Below are 14,445 nucleotides of genomic sequence, written 5' to 3' on the forward strand. Positions count from 1 at the left end.
TATCTATTACTACAATAATAAACGGATTAAAACAAAACTGGCCGGAAAAACTCCGGTTCAATACCGAAATCTTTCCGACCAGCTAGTTGCTTAAACTTCTCTCCAATTTTTGGGGTTCAGTTCATTAACCCTTTTAGCAGACGATGTTTCTTAGCATAACGAACTAATAAAGCTAAATCAAATGGTATCAATGCTAAAAATATATTCCAAATTAAAAAATTATAGTTGGTCGGTACCAACCAAATGACTAAAAGCATGCCTAAAATAACGATGTGCACCCTGATAATATCCGTTTTCATTTTTTCTTCCAATACTTTGTTTCTTAACCTGATGAAGACATTTTACAAGACGTACGATAAATGCATCATAAAAATACCTTATTTAAGCGTTTCAGTTTTTGCATGAACTTTATTCGTATATGGTACTTCATACCAATTAATATCCCCAACAACAATCTGCACTTGCCCAGCCATTTCATCAGTAACCGCTTGCTTAAATGCGGTCATTTCTGAATCAGCAACCGCAACTGTAATCGTTACATCAGTCGCATAGGCGGTATCTAAAATCTGATATTCATTCTGTCCTAACCAATATTTCAGCGGATCAAATTGCTTATAAGTAATTTGTAAACGTACCTCATGTCGCTGAATCCGTTCAACCAAGCCACTCGCTTCAACACCACCAACAACAGTTCCTGCATAAGCTCTAACAAGTCCACCGGCACCCAGCTTAATGCCACCAAAGTAACGCGTTACAACCACCGCAACATCGCGAATGGCATTATTTTTTAAAACTTCTAACATCGGTACACCAGCTGTGCCGGCCGGCTCACCATTATCAGAATATCGTTGTATTTCATTACGATCGCCTAATAAATATGCCCAAACATTATGGGTCGCTTTACGATGAGTCAAACTGATACTATCGATAAATTGTTTCGCTTCTTCTTCATTTGACACACGTGCAATATTTACAATAAACCGAGACTTTTTGATAACTTGCTCCCAGGTTATCTGTTGCTCAGCAATTGTGATATATTTTCCCAACTCTTCCACGTGCTCCACTTGATTTCCCGCCATATTATCCTCCTTCTTAATTAATAAAACTCGTTTATTCTCAGCTTTACCGAAAATAAACGAGCTATAAAATTTCCAAATGTATAATCAATCTTACTCTTCGTATTCAAATTGGAAATCTAAAATCTGTACAGTGTCACCATTTTTCGCACCAGCTTCATGAAGTGCCTCATCAACACCCATAAACCTGATTTGTCGTGCAAAACGCATTAATGATTCTGTGAAGTTTGTATTTGTACGCTTAAACAATCGTTCAATTTCATCACCAGATAGAATCCAAGTTCCATACTCATCTTGTGATAATTCGAATGGCTGCTCACGGCCCTCAAATTCATAATTTGCTTGTTCATCATCAGTTGCTGCCATGCCCTTTGGTATAAAGGCAGGTGTCTCATCCAACAAGTCAGCTGTACGACGTAACAAAGGTTCCAAACCTTCACGTGATAATGATGAAATTGGCATGATTTCAATATTATCGGGTACACTATCATCTTTACGGAGTTGCTCTTCAAACATTTCCAGGGCGGTTTGAGCATCCGGCATATCCATCTTAGTAGGTACAATAATTTGTGGACGCTCTAATAATGCTGGATCATAGGCTGCTAATTCTTGATTGATTTTTATATAATTATCGTAAGGATCCTGTTCCGGATCAACACCTGACATATCAATCATATGCAAAATAACTCTAGTTCGTTCAACATGACGTAAGAATTGGATTCCTAATCCGACACCATCTGAAGCGCCTTCAATCAACCCAGGCAAATCAGCCATAACAAAATCACGATTGTCGCCTAAGCGCACCATTCCTAAGTTTGGTACCAGGGTAGTGAAATGATAAGCTGCCACCTTTGGCTTTGCTGCCGTTACGACTGATAATAACGTTGATTTTCCAACTGAAGGGAAACCAACTAGACCGACATCTGCCAATACTTTTAATTCTAATGAAATATCTAATTCTTCACCTGGTTCACCATTTTCAGCAATCTCAGGAGCTGGATTTTTCGATGAAGCAAAACGAATATTACCACGACCACCACGGCCACCTTGGGCAATAACTAACCGTTGCCCCTTTTCAGTCAAATCACCAATGACTGCACCAGTTTCCGTGTTTGTAATCGTTGTTCCTTGTGGGACTCTAATAATTAAATCTTCTGCTGATTTTCCTGTCATCCCCTTGGTAGCACCATTACCACCAACTTGCGCCTTAAAGTGGCGTTGGTAACGGAAATCCATCAGCGTGCGAAGGCCCTCATCAACAACCATGACGACTGATCCACCATGGCCACCATCTCCACCGAAAGGGCCTCCCATATCAATATATTTTTCGTGGCGGAATGAAACTGCACCATCCCCACCTTTTCCTGCTTTAACAAATATTTTTACTTGGTCGACAAACGCCATCGTTCATGACCTCACTTTCTTTTTTAGCTGCCTTGTAGCCAACTGTAAACTGTCGTGTTACATTTTACAGCACTTTCTAAGGTTTGACTACCTTTAGTCGTCATGATTTTGCATTGCTGCCAATGATATGCGTATATTATTAGCAACCTTTTCTGATATACCTAATTGTTTTAAATCATCAAATGAGGCGTTCGCCATTTTATTCATTGAACCGAACTTTGTTAACAATTTCTGACGTGTTTTGGGACCGACTCCAGCAATGCCATCTAGTCTTGAACCTAATGAACTTTTAGAACGTAACTGACGATGAAATGTGATAACAAATCGATGGACTTCATCCTGTATCCGTTGTAATAAATAGAAACCTTGCGAATTTGGATCAAGGTGGACGTGAGCCGCCCCTTCTTCCTTTAACAGGTCAGCAGTCTTATGCTGGTCATTTTTTACCATAGCTGCTACCGGAATATCAAGACCTAATTCATCCTCGATAACCTCCCGAGCCGCATTTAATTGAATAACACCACCATCCATTAAAATAAGATCTGGCATTTCATCATGTTCTTTCAATAATCTTGTATAACGTCGCCGGATGACCTCCATCGTTTCAGCATGTTCATCGGCGTGCTCAGCCGTTTTGTTTTTATACTTACGATATTTGTTTTTGTTTGGCACACCATCTTCAAAGACGACCATCGCAGAAACCATCGCTGTTCCTTGTAAATGAGAATGGTCAAAGGCCTCAATGCGATGAATCTCTGGAATATTCAAAGCATCAGCAATTTCTTGCATTGCACCACTGGTTTTTGACTCGTTCATCTCTAGTAAGCGGAATTTTTCATCCAAAACAATTTTGGCATTCTTCCCCGCTAATTCAAACAATGCCCGCTTTTCACCACGTTGTGGGGTCCGTACTGGCACATCAAACACCTGTGAAATAGCCTCTTTATCAACACCTGCCGGTACCAAGATTTCTTTTGGCAGCACAGCGTTTCGCCGATTGTAAAATTGCAAAATAAAACTTGTCAATTCTTCTTGTGCTGAACCAACAATAGCAAAAAGACGTTTTTCCCGTTTCATTAAACGGGCTTGCCTAATGAAGAAAACTTGGACTGATAACCACCCTTTATCCATATAGAAGTTAAAGATATCTCTGGGCGTACCATCACGCGAAATAATTTTTTGCTTTTCAACCGTTGCTTCAATAAATTTTAGTTGATCTCTTAAGTCAGCCGCGCGTTCATAAGCTAAATTTGCCGCCGCATCGGCCATTTTTTCTTGTAACATTTTGGTGACAACCCTTGTATCACCATCTAGAAAACGCTTTATCTTCTTTATCTGGTCACTATATTCTTTTTCAGGCACTACTTTGTAACAAGCGCCTAAACACTGTCCAATATTAGCGTACAAGCATGGTCGCCCTTGAAATCCATGACAACGTCGTAAAGGATAGACTTTTTGCAAAAAGTGCAAGGTCTCTTGAGCAGCATAAACATTCGGATATGGTCCAAAATAATGACCACCGTCATCTGCTACTTCGTTTGCTAATTGGATTTGCGGATCACGTTCATTAGTTATCTTAATATAGGGATAGCCAGTTCCACGTTTTAACCTAATATTATAGTAAGGCTGGTATTTCTGAATTAGCGTAATTTCTAGCAACAATGATTCTTTTTCAGAACTTGTCACAATAAAATCAAAGTCGGCGATATTAGCTACCAGCTGCTCAGTTTTTCCAGAGTGTTCACTTTTAAAATAAGAACGGACTCTATTTTTTAAATTTTTAGCCTTACCAACGTAGATAATTTTCCCATCTTTATCCTTCATTTGATATGATCCCGGTAAATCAGGTAATAAAGCTAATTTCTGTTCAATATGTTCTGATGCCATCTAGATGCCTTTCTTAACTATCAGCTGACAATTCGCCATGCTTATACTAATTTTTCTTGTTTAACCAAATTTTAATTAAACATGCTATAATAGTGCTAACTATTACATAGGAGGTTATTGACATGCCACTACAAACCAAAAGAGATAATGAATTAACCCGTCAGGTTGACGAGGTTTTTGATATTCCTGATTTAAACGACAAAAATAAAGATCGTTTCCTCGGCAATCAGCAAAATGAGGAAGAAGAAAAATAAGTTTAACTAAGAGACTGGCACAAAAAATATGCCAGTCTCTTTTATGTCTAAAATTTGAAAAAATTTAGGCATAAACGCGTATCAAAAGTTATCGCCTGAATATAACAAGCATCTTTTTTCTCGCTGACTTTTCTTTATTGCTACATACTTTATACAATAATAACTATGAGTATTCACCTCTACATCATAACAACCCTATGCTACTTTCTCAATAGCATAGGGTTGTTACCGTTACTCATCAATTGTTTTTTTACTAAATAATCCTTTTAAGCTCAATAAAGCTGCTTTAGTAATATTACCATCACTGTATGTTAACACGTTTTTCTTATAAACTCGTAATCCGTATCTGGCCAAGAAAACCAGCACAACGACTTCTAATACTAATGCAATGAATGCATCTGTCATATTAGCATATTGTAATCCTAAGCGTGCTGGCATAAGTGTCTGAGATACAAACGGCACGTAAGACAACGTATTGATCAACATATTATGTGGCTGACCTTCAAGTATAAACGTCAAAATATAGCCAATCATCGCCATATAGGTAATTGGTGATACCGCTTGTTGTACTTGACTTAAGTCATTGATCATAGCCGATATAATTGCTGTTAAAATCATGTACAAGAATATCCCAACAATTGCTAAGAGTCCTGTCATTACGGCAAAGCCAACATCAACGCCAGTGAGTAGCTCCTTAGCCATGTCAACGTATTTATTATCAGGCACAAAGACGTACCCAATAACACCCGCTACAACATACACAAGGCCATGGGTGATAGCAAGTCCAGCAACACCCAATAGTTTTCCAAAAAATTGTACCCCAGCCGAAGTAACTGCTAACAAAATTTCCATAATTCGCGAAGACTTTTCATTCGCAATTTCTTGAGCAATCATACCGACATATGCTGTTAGAAAAATAAATATAAAGATACCCAAGCCACCGGCTAGCATGCTATTAGCAGCGTTCGAAGATACACCACCTGCTGATGTTTTACCGTTGCTACTATAAACCGTTGAGTTAAATGATGGCGGCTGAATCAAATTTTGCAATTGCTTCGTATCTAAATGCAATTTAGCTGCTTGATTAACCATATAATATTGATTAATCGTCGTTTGCAAAGTATCTTCAGAGAGCGATTCAGCATCTTTGGCCATAGTTAAATGATAACGTTCATGTTGAGAAGTCAAATAACCATCAATCTTATCATTGCGTAAGGCTTGCTTGGCTTTAGCCGACGACTTGATATTCGTATACTGTGCACCAACTGATTTATTCTTCTTCAAATATGTCATTAGTGATGTATCATTCACTATTGCTACAGTAGGTTTCTCATCACTTTTAGTAGCGTCTATTGCAAACGTAATGCCAAAGATAACAAGTAATATTAATAAGGGTGCTAAAACAACCGACCAAAAACCGAATGTTTTCATGCGATTCATATAGGTTTGTCGAGCAACTAAAAATAATTGATGTCTAGTCATTTTCAACACCCCCAGCAACTTCACGGCGGAAAATTTCGTCTAATGTAGGTGGTGTTTGTGCAAATACCGGTACATACCCATCTCGAGCAACAATCCTGAAGACCTCTTTACCAACACGATCATCTGACAACTTCAGATGTCGGCCATCCCCTTCTTTCTCAACCGAGACAACTCCTGGTATTGCTAATAATTCCGCATCTTCTACAGGTGATTCTAAATAGATTTCACTACGTCCAAACGACTCTCTAATATCGGATAAGCCACCACTTAGCACTGTCTGTCCATGTTTTAACATTAATAATTCATCTGATAACTTTTCAACACCACTCATATTATGTGAACTAAAGATAATCATTGCACCGTTATGCTTCAGGCGTAAAATTTCATTCATCATGAGTTGGGCATTAACTGGATCAAGACCAGTAAACGGTTCATCCAATATCAGTAATGATGGTTCAGTAATCACCGTGGCAATTAATTGAACTTTTTGTGCATTACCTTTAGACAGACTTTGGACTTTATCAGTTACCTTACCCACAACGTCCAGCCTAGTCATCCAATGCTTTAATTTTTGTTTCGCATCACTCTTTGACATACCATGTAGTGCAGCAAAATAAACAACTTGTTGTTCAATACTCAATTTTTGGTACAAGCCACGTTCTTCAGGCAAAAAACCAATATTTTGCCTATCTCGATTTGTAATATCATGATTGTCCCAGGTAATCGTACCATGTGTGGGCTTAATAAAATCCAGCATCATTCGAAAAGTTGTCGTTTTCCCAGCACCATTCTGGCCAATTAAACCAACGACATGCCCTGCTTCTAATTGCATATTCATATTGTCAACTGCAACTTTATCCCCAAACTCTTTTGTTAAATTTTTTAATTCTATCATGCAAAAACTCCTATCATAATTGGCAGTTAACACTATTAGGATAGCATATTTTGTTAAAATAACTATCTTTTAAATTAAAAATCATCAATACTATCAATCTAAGATGTTAAAAAAAGAACGCAAGGCAAAAGTCACTTTGAAATTCGGCAATGTGATAAAAATTACAAATAGTCATAATTAATACATTTTCAGCACAAAAAAGCTGGAACATTTTTGTCCCAGCTCCCCATCTTATCTAAAATGTTTTAATCGCGATTCAGAAAAACTGAATTACTCATTTATTACTGTGCACCCTTTTTAAAACGATCCATCATTTCAGCAGTAAACTTCAACTCACGTGGTTTAGAGCCATTTGCGGGTCCGACTAATCCACGATCTTCTAACGCATCAATAATTCGTCCAGCACGATTATAGCCCATCCCAAAGTGACGTTGAATAGATGATGTTGATGCACCATTTGCACGAAGAATGAATTCCAAAACTTCATCCCACTTTTCATCCAACTCGTCATTACCTGAACTATGACCATTTTCTAATGCCTGTACTTCAGCGTCTGATACTGACATTGATTCATCATATTGTGCACTACCTTGTTGCTTAATATAATCAGTAATTGCTTCAACATCATCATCAGATATAAACGCACCTTGAACACGTTGTGGTCCATTTGATCCGATTGGTGCAAATAGCATATCACCACGACCCAATAGTTTCTCAGCACCATTACCATCTAAGATAGTACGTGAATCAACGCCCGAAGATACGGCGAAAGCCATTCGTGATGGCACGTTCGCTTTAATCAACCCAGTAATAATATCAACTGATGGGCGTTGTGTGGCAACAATCATATGAATACCAGCAGCACGACCTAATTGTGCGATTCGAACAATGGCGTTTTCAACGTCTCCTGATACGGACGAAGTCATCATCAGATCAGCTAACTCATCAATAATAACAACTAGATATGGCAACTTTTGCGAAGCAACACCTTTTTCGGTTTCATCACGCTTTTTCATTAGCTTATTATAACCGTCGATATTACGGACGCCTTCTTCAGCCAATAACTTGAAGCGTCGATCCATCTCAGCAACAACCTTCTTTAGGCCCAACGCTGCCTTTTTAGGATCCGAAACAACTGGTGTAATCAGATGCGGAATGTCATTATAAACTGACAACTCCACCTTTTTAGGGTCAACAAGCATCAAACGTACTTGTGAAGGTTTAGCTTGCAATAGAATTGAGGCTAAAATACCGTTAATAGCCACTGATTTTCCTGACCCAGTCGAACCAGCAATTAGCAAGTGCGGCATTTTAGTCAAATCAACCTTAACAACCCCGCTTGTAACACCTCTTCCGATTGGTACAACCAATGGTTTATCAGTGTCAATACCGGCTTCTTCAACCATGTCACGAAAACCAACTGTCGCTTGTTGATCATTTGCGACTTCAATACCAACAACATTTTTTCCAGGAATTGGTGCCTCAATACGTAAGGACTTTGCTGCTAATGCCAATGCTAAATCATCAGCCAAATTTTGGATTTTCGAAACTTTGACACCAACAGCCGGTTTAATTTCATACTGAGTAACTGTTGGTCCCAACACAACCTTTTCAACCGTTGCATTAATCTTGAAACTCTGCAATGTTTGATGAAGGATCTGGGCCTTTTCACTAAGGGCATCGCGCTCCTGTGATTGATCAGTAGAACCAATTTGTTGTAATAACTGTGTTGTTGGTATGCGATAGTCTTCATCACTAACCACGGTTGCTAACCCGCTAGCATCAACATCTGGCGTTGGCTCCGACATTGCTGATGGTGTCACATGCATGTTAGCCCGATGCGTCGTTGGCTTAGCTTCACTTTTTACTGGTCGATCTAGCATATCCACATGTGACAGTGGCACATCTTGACCTGGTAGCAAATCATCGTCCGCTAAGTCTTCGCCATAGACAACTGGTTCAACTGGGTCCGCTGATTGAACCACTCGTTTAGAATCAAAGCTTGTCTTTGCTTGCTGTGGTGCGCTTGATTGCATTGAAGTAGGAGCTGTTGAAGCCGCAGCATGCTGTGCCTTAGTCTCAGTTGTTGCGGCACCGCTTGACTGGCTCTTTTTCATTAATTCTGGATCAACAGACACGGTTGCCTGTTGATCGTGCTGAGAAGTAGGTGCCACAATTTCAGGTACAACAAACTTAGTAACCGAAGCTTCTGCATCATCGTCAGTTAATGTTTGTTTCTTATCGGGTACCTTAAAATGTACTTCCCCCGATGAAGACGCCTCAGGTAATGGGTTTTCTTTCTTCTCTTGGTTAGAACTAAAAGGATCTTCATTAAAGAAATCCTTCATCGCCTCTTGCTGACGATCTTTTTGTTTTGTGCGGAACGTACTAATTGATTCCGTCATTTTTTCATGGGCCGTTGTCGCCTGATTCTGTACTAAATCACCTGCGCCTTCAGCAAACGTAAAGAAGTTATCAAAGACGTTGCGTATCGGTAATCGGAACATGACAACATTACCAACAATCAATAACACGATAGCAATCAACCATGAGCCAAAATTACCTGTGGCTAAATAAGTATATTGATAGATAAACGCACCAATAATACCACCACCGACAGGCGTTGTAACTGCATGATTGTTTAAATCTTGATTGATTAATTGTTGAATAGTAACAACATAGTCGCTATGCAAATCCATCTTATTAAATAACAAAATAGAACCAATCAACATAATGCCCACATAAAATGTGATAAAGCCTAGATAATGATGCCATTTCAATCGAGGTGGCCATGTCCCATATGCCATGACAACTAGAAATGGTAGCAACAAGACAATCAACAATATTTGGTAAGAGCCACCCACCAATAAACGGACTAAGTTTGCCACTAATTTTCCAACCAATCCGACTTTAGCAATTGCTAAGATGGTTAAGATAACTGCAATCAATCCCGAAATCTGTGGTAAACGTGAAATAAACCAATCTAAAGTATCATTGTTTTTTTTCTTCTTACGATTCGTTGTCTTTCTTGGAGTGCTTTTTTTAGGGCGACCCCTGGTTGGTTTTTTTCTAGCTGTACTCTTTTTATATGCCATATGGTCCTCCTTTCTTAAAAATTAGAGACCAATCATCTAGTGTTTACTTTAGCTTATCGTAATCATATTCATGAGTCAGATCAAGATTGGGAAAACTTTGTTGACGCAACACTTCATAAATAACAATTGCTGCTGTATTTGAAAGATTTAGTGAACGAATGTGATCATCATTTTGTGGGATACGCAAAGCTTGATCTGGATGCTCCTTCATAAAGGGCTCAGGCAAACCAGTTGTTTCTTTACCGAATAAGAAATAATAATCATGATCAGGATTTGTATAGTCAGCTTGATGATATGACTGTTTTGCAAATTTAGAAATAAGGAACAATTCATCGGTATCTTTTAGCGTTGCCATAAAAGCAGGCAAATTCTTGTGAACGGTAATATCAACATTATCCCAGTAGTCTAAGCCAGCACGTTTGACATGCTTATCATCTAATTTAAATCCTAGTGGCTCAATTAAATCCAATTTAGCATTAGTTCCAGTAGCAGTTCTTGCAACGTTCCCCGTATTCGCTGGCATTAATGGTTCAAACAAAACAATGTGATTCGTACTCATAATTTAACTTCTCCTATTCTTCTTAGGTTATTTTTTAACCTACACGTGATTAATGCATACAAAAACAAGTATAGCACGTACTTTAAGTACCTTGTGCCATACTTGTCAAAATTTATTAATGTTTTAACCCTAATCTGCTTCTTTAAAGATATCAGAAGTTGACTCCCACCAACTATAGAAGCGGTAAACCAACACTTTCAAAATGGCATATCCCGGTACTCCAAAAATAACCCCTAAGACACCAAATACATTGCCCGCCGATAGCAAGACAATCAGAACGGTTACCGGATGAATTTTCATTGAAGATCCCAGTAGCTTTGGTGAAATCAGTCGTCCTTCTAAAGTTTGCTCAATCATAAAGACAATCAGGACAGACGCTAGCATGATTGGTGATACAAAAATACCGACAACAATTGCTGGCACCATTGCCAAAAATGATCCTAGGAAAGGAATAATATTCAAAATTCCAGCGACAATGGCAATTAACCAACCATAGGGCAAGCCTATAATTGTATATCCAATCGCAAACATAATCATTACTGCAAACGCAACTGCAATTTGCCCACGAATGTAATTTGAAATTTGCGTACTAATTTCTTTTAGTGTCTCTAAAAATGAGCGGCGTGCCTTGGCTGGCAAAAATTTTGCTACATACGCTGGCATTTGATGACCATCTTTTAGCAAGTAAAATAGAACAAATGGGAAAGTAATAATGGCAATTACAACACTAGTGACTGTTCCCACAACCGAAGACACACCATGTAGTCCTTTTTTAGCATATTCGGCTGAATAATCTTGTAACCAACTTGATATTTCGGTATTAGTTGTATTAAACCACTTGTTAATTGCGTTAAATTGTTTGTTTGATGTAAATTGATCAACCATACGCACGATTTTATGCCAATAGGTTGGCCATTCATCAACCAGACTACCAATTTGGCTACTTACCCAGGGAACAAACACTGCTAATCCCCAGACAATTAAAATTGCTAAAACTAAGAATTGAATGGAAATTGTAGCAATTCTCGGAAAATTATACCGACGTTCCGCCCAATCGACCATCGGATTCAATAAGAAATAAAATACACCTGCAATAATGATTGGTGCACCAACAGCTCTAAAGAATTCCGCAACTGGTGCGAAAATAAATGCCACTTTATGAAGCATAAAGATAATTATTAAAAATAATAAAATCATTAACATTGCAGACAAAAACTTATTGTCCAACAACCAACGCTGAAAAATTGATTGACCATTTGGCTTTTCTTTCATGTTCTTGCTCCCTTTTCATAGTAATATTTACTAAATTATTTTTTATAAAAAAGCCCCATCTGGTTGCACATACAGCTTATGCTTATATGCATCACCATAGGGGTAATCATTCACGATTAAAAACAAATCATTAATTAAACAAATAAAACACGAATTGCTTCTGGTACAGCGAAGTCTTTCTGAACCAAACTTAGTTTTCCCGTATCACTATTACGTGAATATACTGAAACATTATCAGTATTTTGATTAGCTGCAACTAAATAATTCTCCTCAGGGTTTAAAGCAAAATCTCGTGGAAAATCCCCTTCAGTTGAAACCCATTGCATGTGTTCAACGGCAGCACCATCTGCTGTAACCGCAAATACCGCAATTGAGTTGTGCCCACGATTTGACGTATAAATAAAGCGGCCATCCTTTGATACATAGATAGCAGCACCACCATTATGAGCATCCCAGTTTTCAGGAATCATCAAAACGGTTTGTAACAAAGTAAATGAACCATCTTCATGATACTTCAATACTGATAACTTAGATGATAGTTCTCCAAGTAGATAAGCATATTGGCCATCGGGACTAAACCGAATGTGACGTGGTCCAAAACCAGCTTCAGTATTAAATGTTGCAACCAAGCTTAATTTACCTTCACTAGAAACATCAAACGTTAGCACCTTATCTGCCCCCAAATCAGCAACTACTACCCGATTATCAGGTGTTAAATTACTGAAGTGAACATGTGTCCCTTCTTGCTCCGGACGAGGACCTTCTCCTTCAGATTGATATGAATCAGTCAAAGTCAAATCACCGTTTTCAGCCATTGCATACACATCCAATGTCCCTTTATGATAGTTTCCCGTAAATACTAATTGGCGTGATTCATCGACCGCAACATAAGCTGGTGCTGCCCCTTCAGTAAGCACCTCCTGCTGTAATGTTGCATGACCATCTTTATAATCATAGACAGCAATACCACCTTCGCCATCACCCTTATCAACCGCGTACAACTTATTGGCTTTACTTAATGCCAAATAAGTAGGTGAACCAAGTTCTGCTACAAGATTTTGATTAGATAACTGACCTGATTCAGTATCAAGATCTGCAACATAAATTCCTTTTGAAACACGTTTTGTGTAAGTTCCAAATAAAATATGTTCTATTGCCATGTTTACGCTCACTTTCTCACTAGTTTTGATTCAAGTTGCCTACATTATATCATAATTTGCATATATAATTAACTGCATCTATATGGTCTAAAATTTACGACGTTCTTGCACACGACCAACTATCACCGATGCAATAATTGAGACAACCAATAGCGTAACAATAACAATTAATGACACAATATTGGAAATATGCCATGTATTCCCTAGCGCTTTCATCCCTTCGTTAAAGATCATCTTAGTACCAATAAATGCCAAAATAATGGCAAGTGCATACTTGATGTACCGAAACATTGGCAAGATACCAGACAAAGCAAAATATAGCGAACGTAATCCCATAATTGCGAAAATATTTGATGTCACCACAATAAAAGTGTTTTGGGTAACCGCTAATACAGCCGGTATTGAATCGACTGCGAACAATAAATCAGTCCCTTCAATAAATAATAGCACTATCAAAAACTGCGTTGCATAACGCTTACCATTTTCTTTCACAATAAAATGTGGTTCAACAGCCCCTTCTTTAATTGGTAAAAATTTACGTAATAGCTTAATCAAACGATTATCATTCAGATCCTGTTGTTCATCTTTCTCAAAGAGCATTTTAACGCCAGTAATGATTAGAAAAACACCAAATAGATACATTAACCACACAAAGCGATGCAATAAAGCTGCACCACCAAAGATAAACAGCACCCGCATAATTAAAGCGCCAAAGACACCCCAAAATAATAAGCGATGCTGATACTTGATATCAATATTGAAAAATCCGAAAACCAGTATGAAAATAAATAAATTATCGATACTCAATGATTTTTCTAATAGGTATGCCGTAATAAAATCCAACGCATGACTACTACCCATTGTCTGCCAAATAATGCCACTAAATGTAAATGCCAAGGCAATCCAAAAAGCACTCCACAATAATGATGATTTCATTGTTGGTGCATGGTTGTCCCTATGAAATACCCCTAAATCTAATGCCAACATAATAATGACAAAAGTAAAAAACAACACCCAATAACCTAAACTAACCGCCATCGATATCTCAACTTTCTTTTATGGTACTGATAGAGCGACATTGTCAATAAAATATAATGTGCCAAATATACCTGATGAAGCCTTAAATATAGTTAAAAATTCAGAGCGGCGAGACAAAAGTTGGTTTGAAGCCAGTATGTCACGTAGATTGCGATATTTTTAACACAAAAAGGTTGGAACAATCACTTTGTTCCAATGAACTGAACCCCGTAAGTTGGAGTAATTTCCAAAACTTACGGGGTTTTACTATGTTTTCAAAAGAAGTACAAATTGAAGCAGTCACGATGTACCTACAAGGTATTCCGCCTTATAAAATACGGAAA

The 14,445-nt window shown here is 38.1% G+C and carries 12 protein-coding genes; 2 read left to right on the forward strand and 10 right to left on the reverse strand.

What is annotated here, in order from left to right; all coding sequences use genetic code 11:
* Position 1: 1 nt before the first annotated feature.
* The gene (locus tag NGR58_RS08690; protein WP_407077141.1) at positions 2–94 is read left to right on the forward strand and encodes an IS3 family transposase; all 93 of its coding nucleotides are present in this window, start codon (positions 2–4) and stop codon (positions 92–94) included.
* A gap of 283 nt (positions 95–377) precedes the next feature.
* Here the strand turns inward: NGR58_RS08690 and NGR58_RS08695 are convergent, their stop codons facing one another.
* The 3 genes from NGR58_RS08695 to uvrC all read right to left on the reverse strand — a co-directional run bounded on the left by NGR58_RS08695 (position 378) and on the right by uvrC (position 4,367).
* Positions 378–1,079 (reverse strand): YigZ family protein, encoded by a 702-nt coding sequence (locus tag NGR58_RS08695; RefSeq protein ID WP_258089132.1) that lies wholly within the window; start codon positions 1,077–1,079, stop codon positions 378–380.
* A 90-nt stretch (positions 1,080–1,169) separates the two neighbouring features.
* A complete protein-coding gene (obgE, locus tag NGR58_RS08700) occupies positions 1,170–2,480 on the reverse strand; it encodes a GTPase ObgE (RefSeq protein ID WP_258089133.1) in 1,311 nt (436 codons plus the stop codon).
* Between the two features lie 93 nt (positions 2,481–2,573).
* The gene (gene uvrC / locus NGR58_RS08705) at positions 2,574–4,367 is read right to left on the reverse strand and encodes an excinuclease ABC subunit UvrC (RefSeq protein ID WP_258089134.1); all 1,794 of its coding nucleotides are present in this window, start codon (positions 4,365–4,367) and stop codon (positions 2,574–2,576) included.
* 122 nt (positions 4,368–4,489) lie between these two features.
* Here uvrC and NGR58_RS08710 point away from each other — a divergent pair, with 122 nt between their 5' ends.
* Positions 4,490–4,621: a hypothetical protein gene (locus NGR58_RS08710; protein ID WP_258089135.1), complete on the forward strand. Its 132-nt coding sequence runs from the start codon at positions 4,490–4,492 to the stop codon at positions 4,619–4,621.
* Positions 4,622–4,852: 231 nt separating this feature from the next.
* On the opposite strand, the gene NGR58_RS08715 is transcribed toward NGR58_RS08710, so the two are convergent.
* The 7 genes from NGR58_RS08715 to NGR58_RS08745 all read right to left on the reverse strand — a co-directional run bounded on the left by NGR58_RS08715 (position 4,853) and on the right by NGR58_RS08745 (position 14,122).
* Positions 4,853–6,103 (reverse strand): ABC transporter permease, encoded by a 1,251-nt coding sequence (locus NGR58_RS08715; RefSeq protein WP_258089136.1) that lies wholly within the window; start codon positions 6,101–6,103, stop codon positions 4,853–4,855.
* The gene (locus tag NGR58_RS08720) at positions 6,096–6,998 is read right to left on the reverse strand and encodes an ABC transporter ATP-binding protein (RefSeq protein WP_258089137.1); all 903 of its coding nucleotides are present in this window, start codon (positions 6,996–6,998) and stop codon (positions 6,096–6,098) included. Before NGR58_RS08720 ends, NGR58_RS08715 begins: the two co-directional genes overlap by 8 nt.
* Before the next feature lie 281 nt (positions 6,999–7,279).
* Positions 7,280–10,093 carry a DNA translocase FtsK gene (locus NGR58_RS08725; protein ID WP_258089138.1) on the reverse strand — a complete coding sequence of 938 codons (2,814 nt, stop codon included), beginning with the start codon at positions 10,091–10,093 and terminating at the stop codon, positions 7,280–7,282.
* Positions 10,094–10,136: 43 nt separating this feature from the next.
* Positions 10,137–10,652, reverse strand: coding sequence for a tRNA (cytidine(34)-2'-O)-methyltransferase (locus tag NGR58_RS08730; RefSeq protein ID WP_258089139.1), 516 nt, complete (start codon positions 10,650–10,652; stop codon positions 10,137–10,139).
* A gap of 129 nt (positions 10,653–10,781) precedes the next feature.
* On the reverse strand, positions 10,782–11,924 hold the full coding sequence (locus NGR58_RS08735; protein ID WP_258089140.1) for an AI-2E family transporter: 1,143 nt from the start codon (positions 11,922–11,924) through the stop codon (positions 10,782–10,784).
* Between the two features lie 134 nt (positions 11,925–12,058).
* Positions 12,059–13,084 (reverse strand): lactonase family protein, encoded by a 1,026-nt coding sequence (locus NGR58_RS08740; protein ID WP_258089141.1) that lies wholly within the window; start codon positions 13,082–13,084, stop codon positions 12,059–12,061.
* Between the two features lie 87 nt (positions 13,085–13,171).
* Entirely contained in the window at positions 13,172–14,122 is a 951-nt protein-coding gene (locus tag NGR58_RS08745; protein ID WP_258089142.1) for a TerC family protein, read from the reverse strand.
* Positions 14,123–14,445 lie beyond the last annotated feature (323 nt).

This window comes from Weissella fangxianensis (assembly GCF_024718545.1).
GTDB classification, from domain to species: domain Bacteria; phylum Bacillota; class Bacilli; order Lactobacillales; family Lactobacillaceae; genus Weissella; species Weissella fangxianensis.

What these genes read in the sequence shown, in the direction of transcription:
- NGR58_RS08695 (WP_258089132.1), bottom strand. Translation starts at nt 1,079, where the DNA reads ATGGCGGGAAATCAAGTGGAGCACGTGGAAGAGTTGGGAAAATATATC.
- obgE (WP_258089133.1), bottom strand. Translation starts at nt 2,480, where the DNA reads ATGGCGTTTGTCGACCAAGTAAAAATATTTGTTAAAGCAGGAAAAGGT.
- uvrC (WP_258089134.1), bottom strand. Translation starts at nt 4,367, where the DNA reads ATGGCATCAGAACATATTGAACAGAAATTAGCTTTATTACCTGATTTA.
- NGR58_RS08710 (WP_258089135.1), top strand. Translation starts at nt 4,490, where the DNA reads ATGCCACTACAAACCAAAAGAGATAATGAATTAACCCGTCAGGTTGAC.
- NGR58_RS08715 (WP_258089136.1), bottom strand. Translation starts at nt 6,103, where the DNA reads ATGACTAGACATCAATTATTTTTAGTTGCTCGACAAACCTATATGAAT.
- NGR58_RS08720 (WP_258089137.1), bottom strand. Translation starts at nt 6,998, where the DNA reads ATGATAGAATTAAAAAATTTAACAAAAGAGTTTGGGGATAAAGTTGCA.
- NGR58_RS08725 (WP_258089138.1), bottom strand. Translation starts at nt 10,093, where the DNA reads ATGGCATATAAAAAGAGTACAGCTAGAAAAAAACCAACCAGGGGTCGC.
- NGR58_RS08730 (WP_258089139.1), bottom strand. Translation starts at nt 10,652, where the DNA reads ATGAGTACGAATCACATTGTTTTGTTTGAACCATTAATGCCAGCGAAT.
- NGR58_RS08735 (WP_258089140.1), bottom strand. Translation starts at nt 11,924, where the DNA reads ATGAAAGAAAAGCCAAATGGTCAATCAATTTTTCAGCGTTGGTTGTTG.
- NGR58_RS08740 (WP_258089141.1), bottom strand. Translation starts at nt 13,084, where the DNA reads ATGGCAATAGAACATATTTTATTTGGAACTTACACAAAACGTGTTTCA.
- NGR58_RS08745 (WP_258089142.1), bottom strand. Translation starts at nt 14,122, where the DNA reads ATGGCGGTTAGTTTAGGTTATTGGGTGTTGTTTTTTACTTTTGTCATT.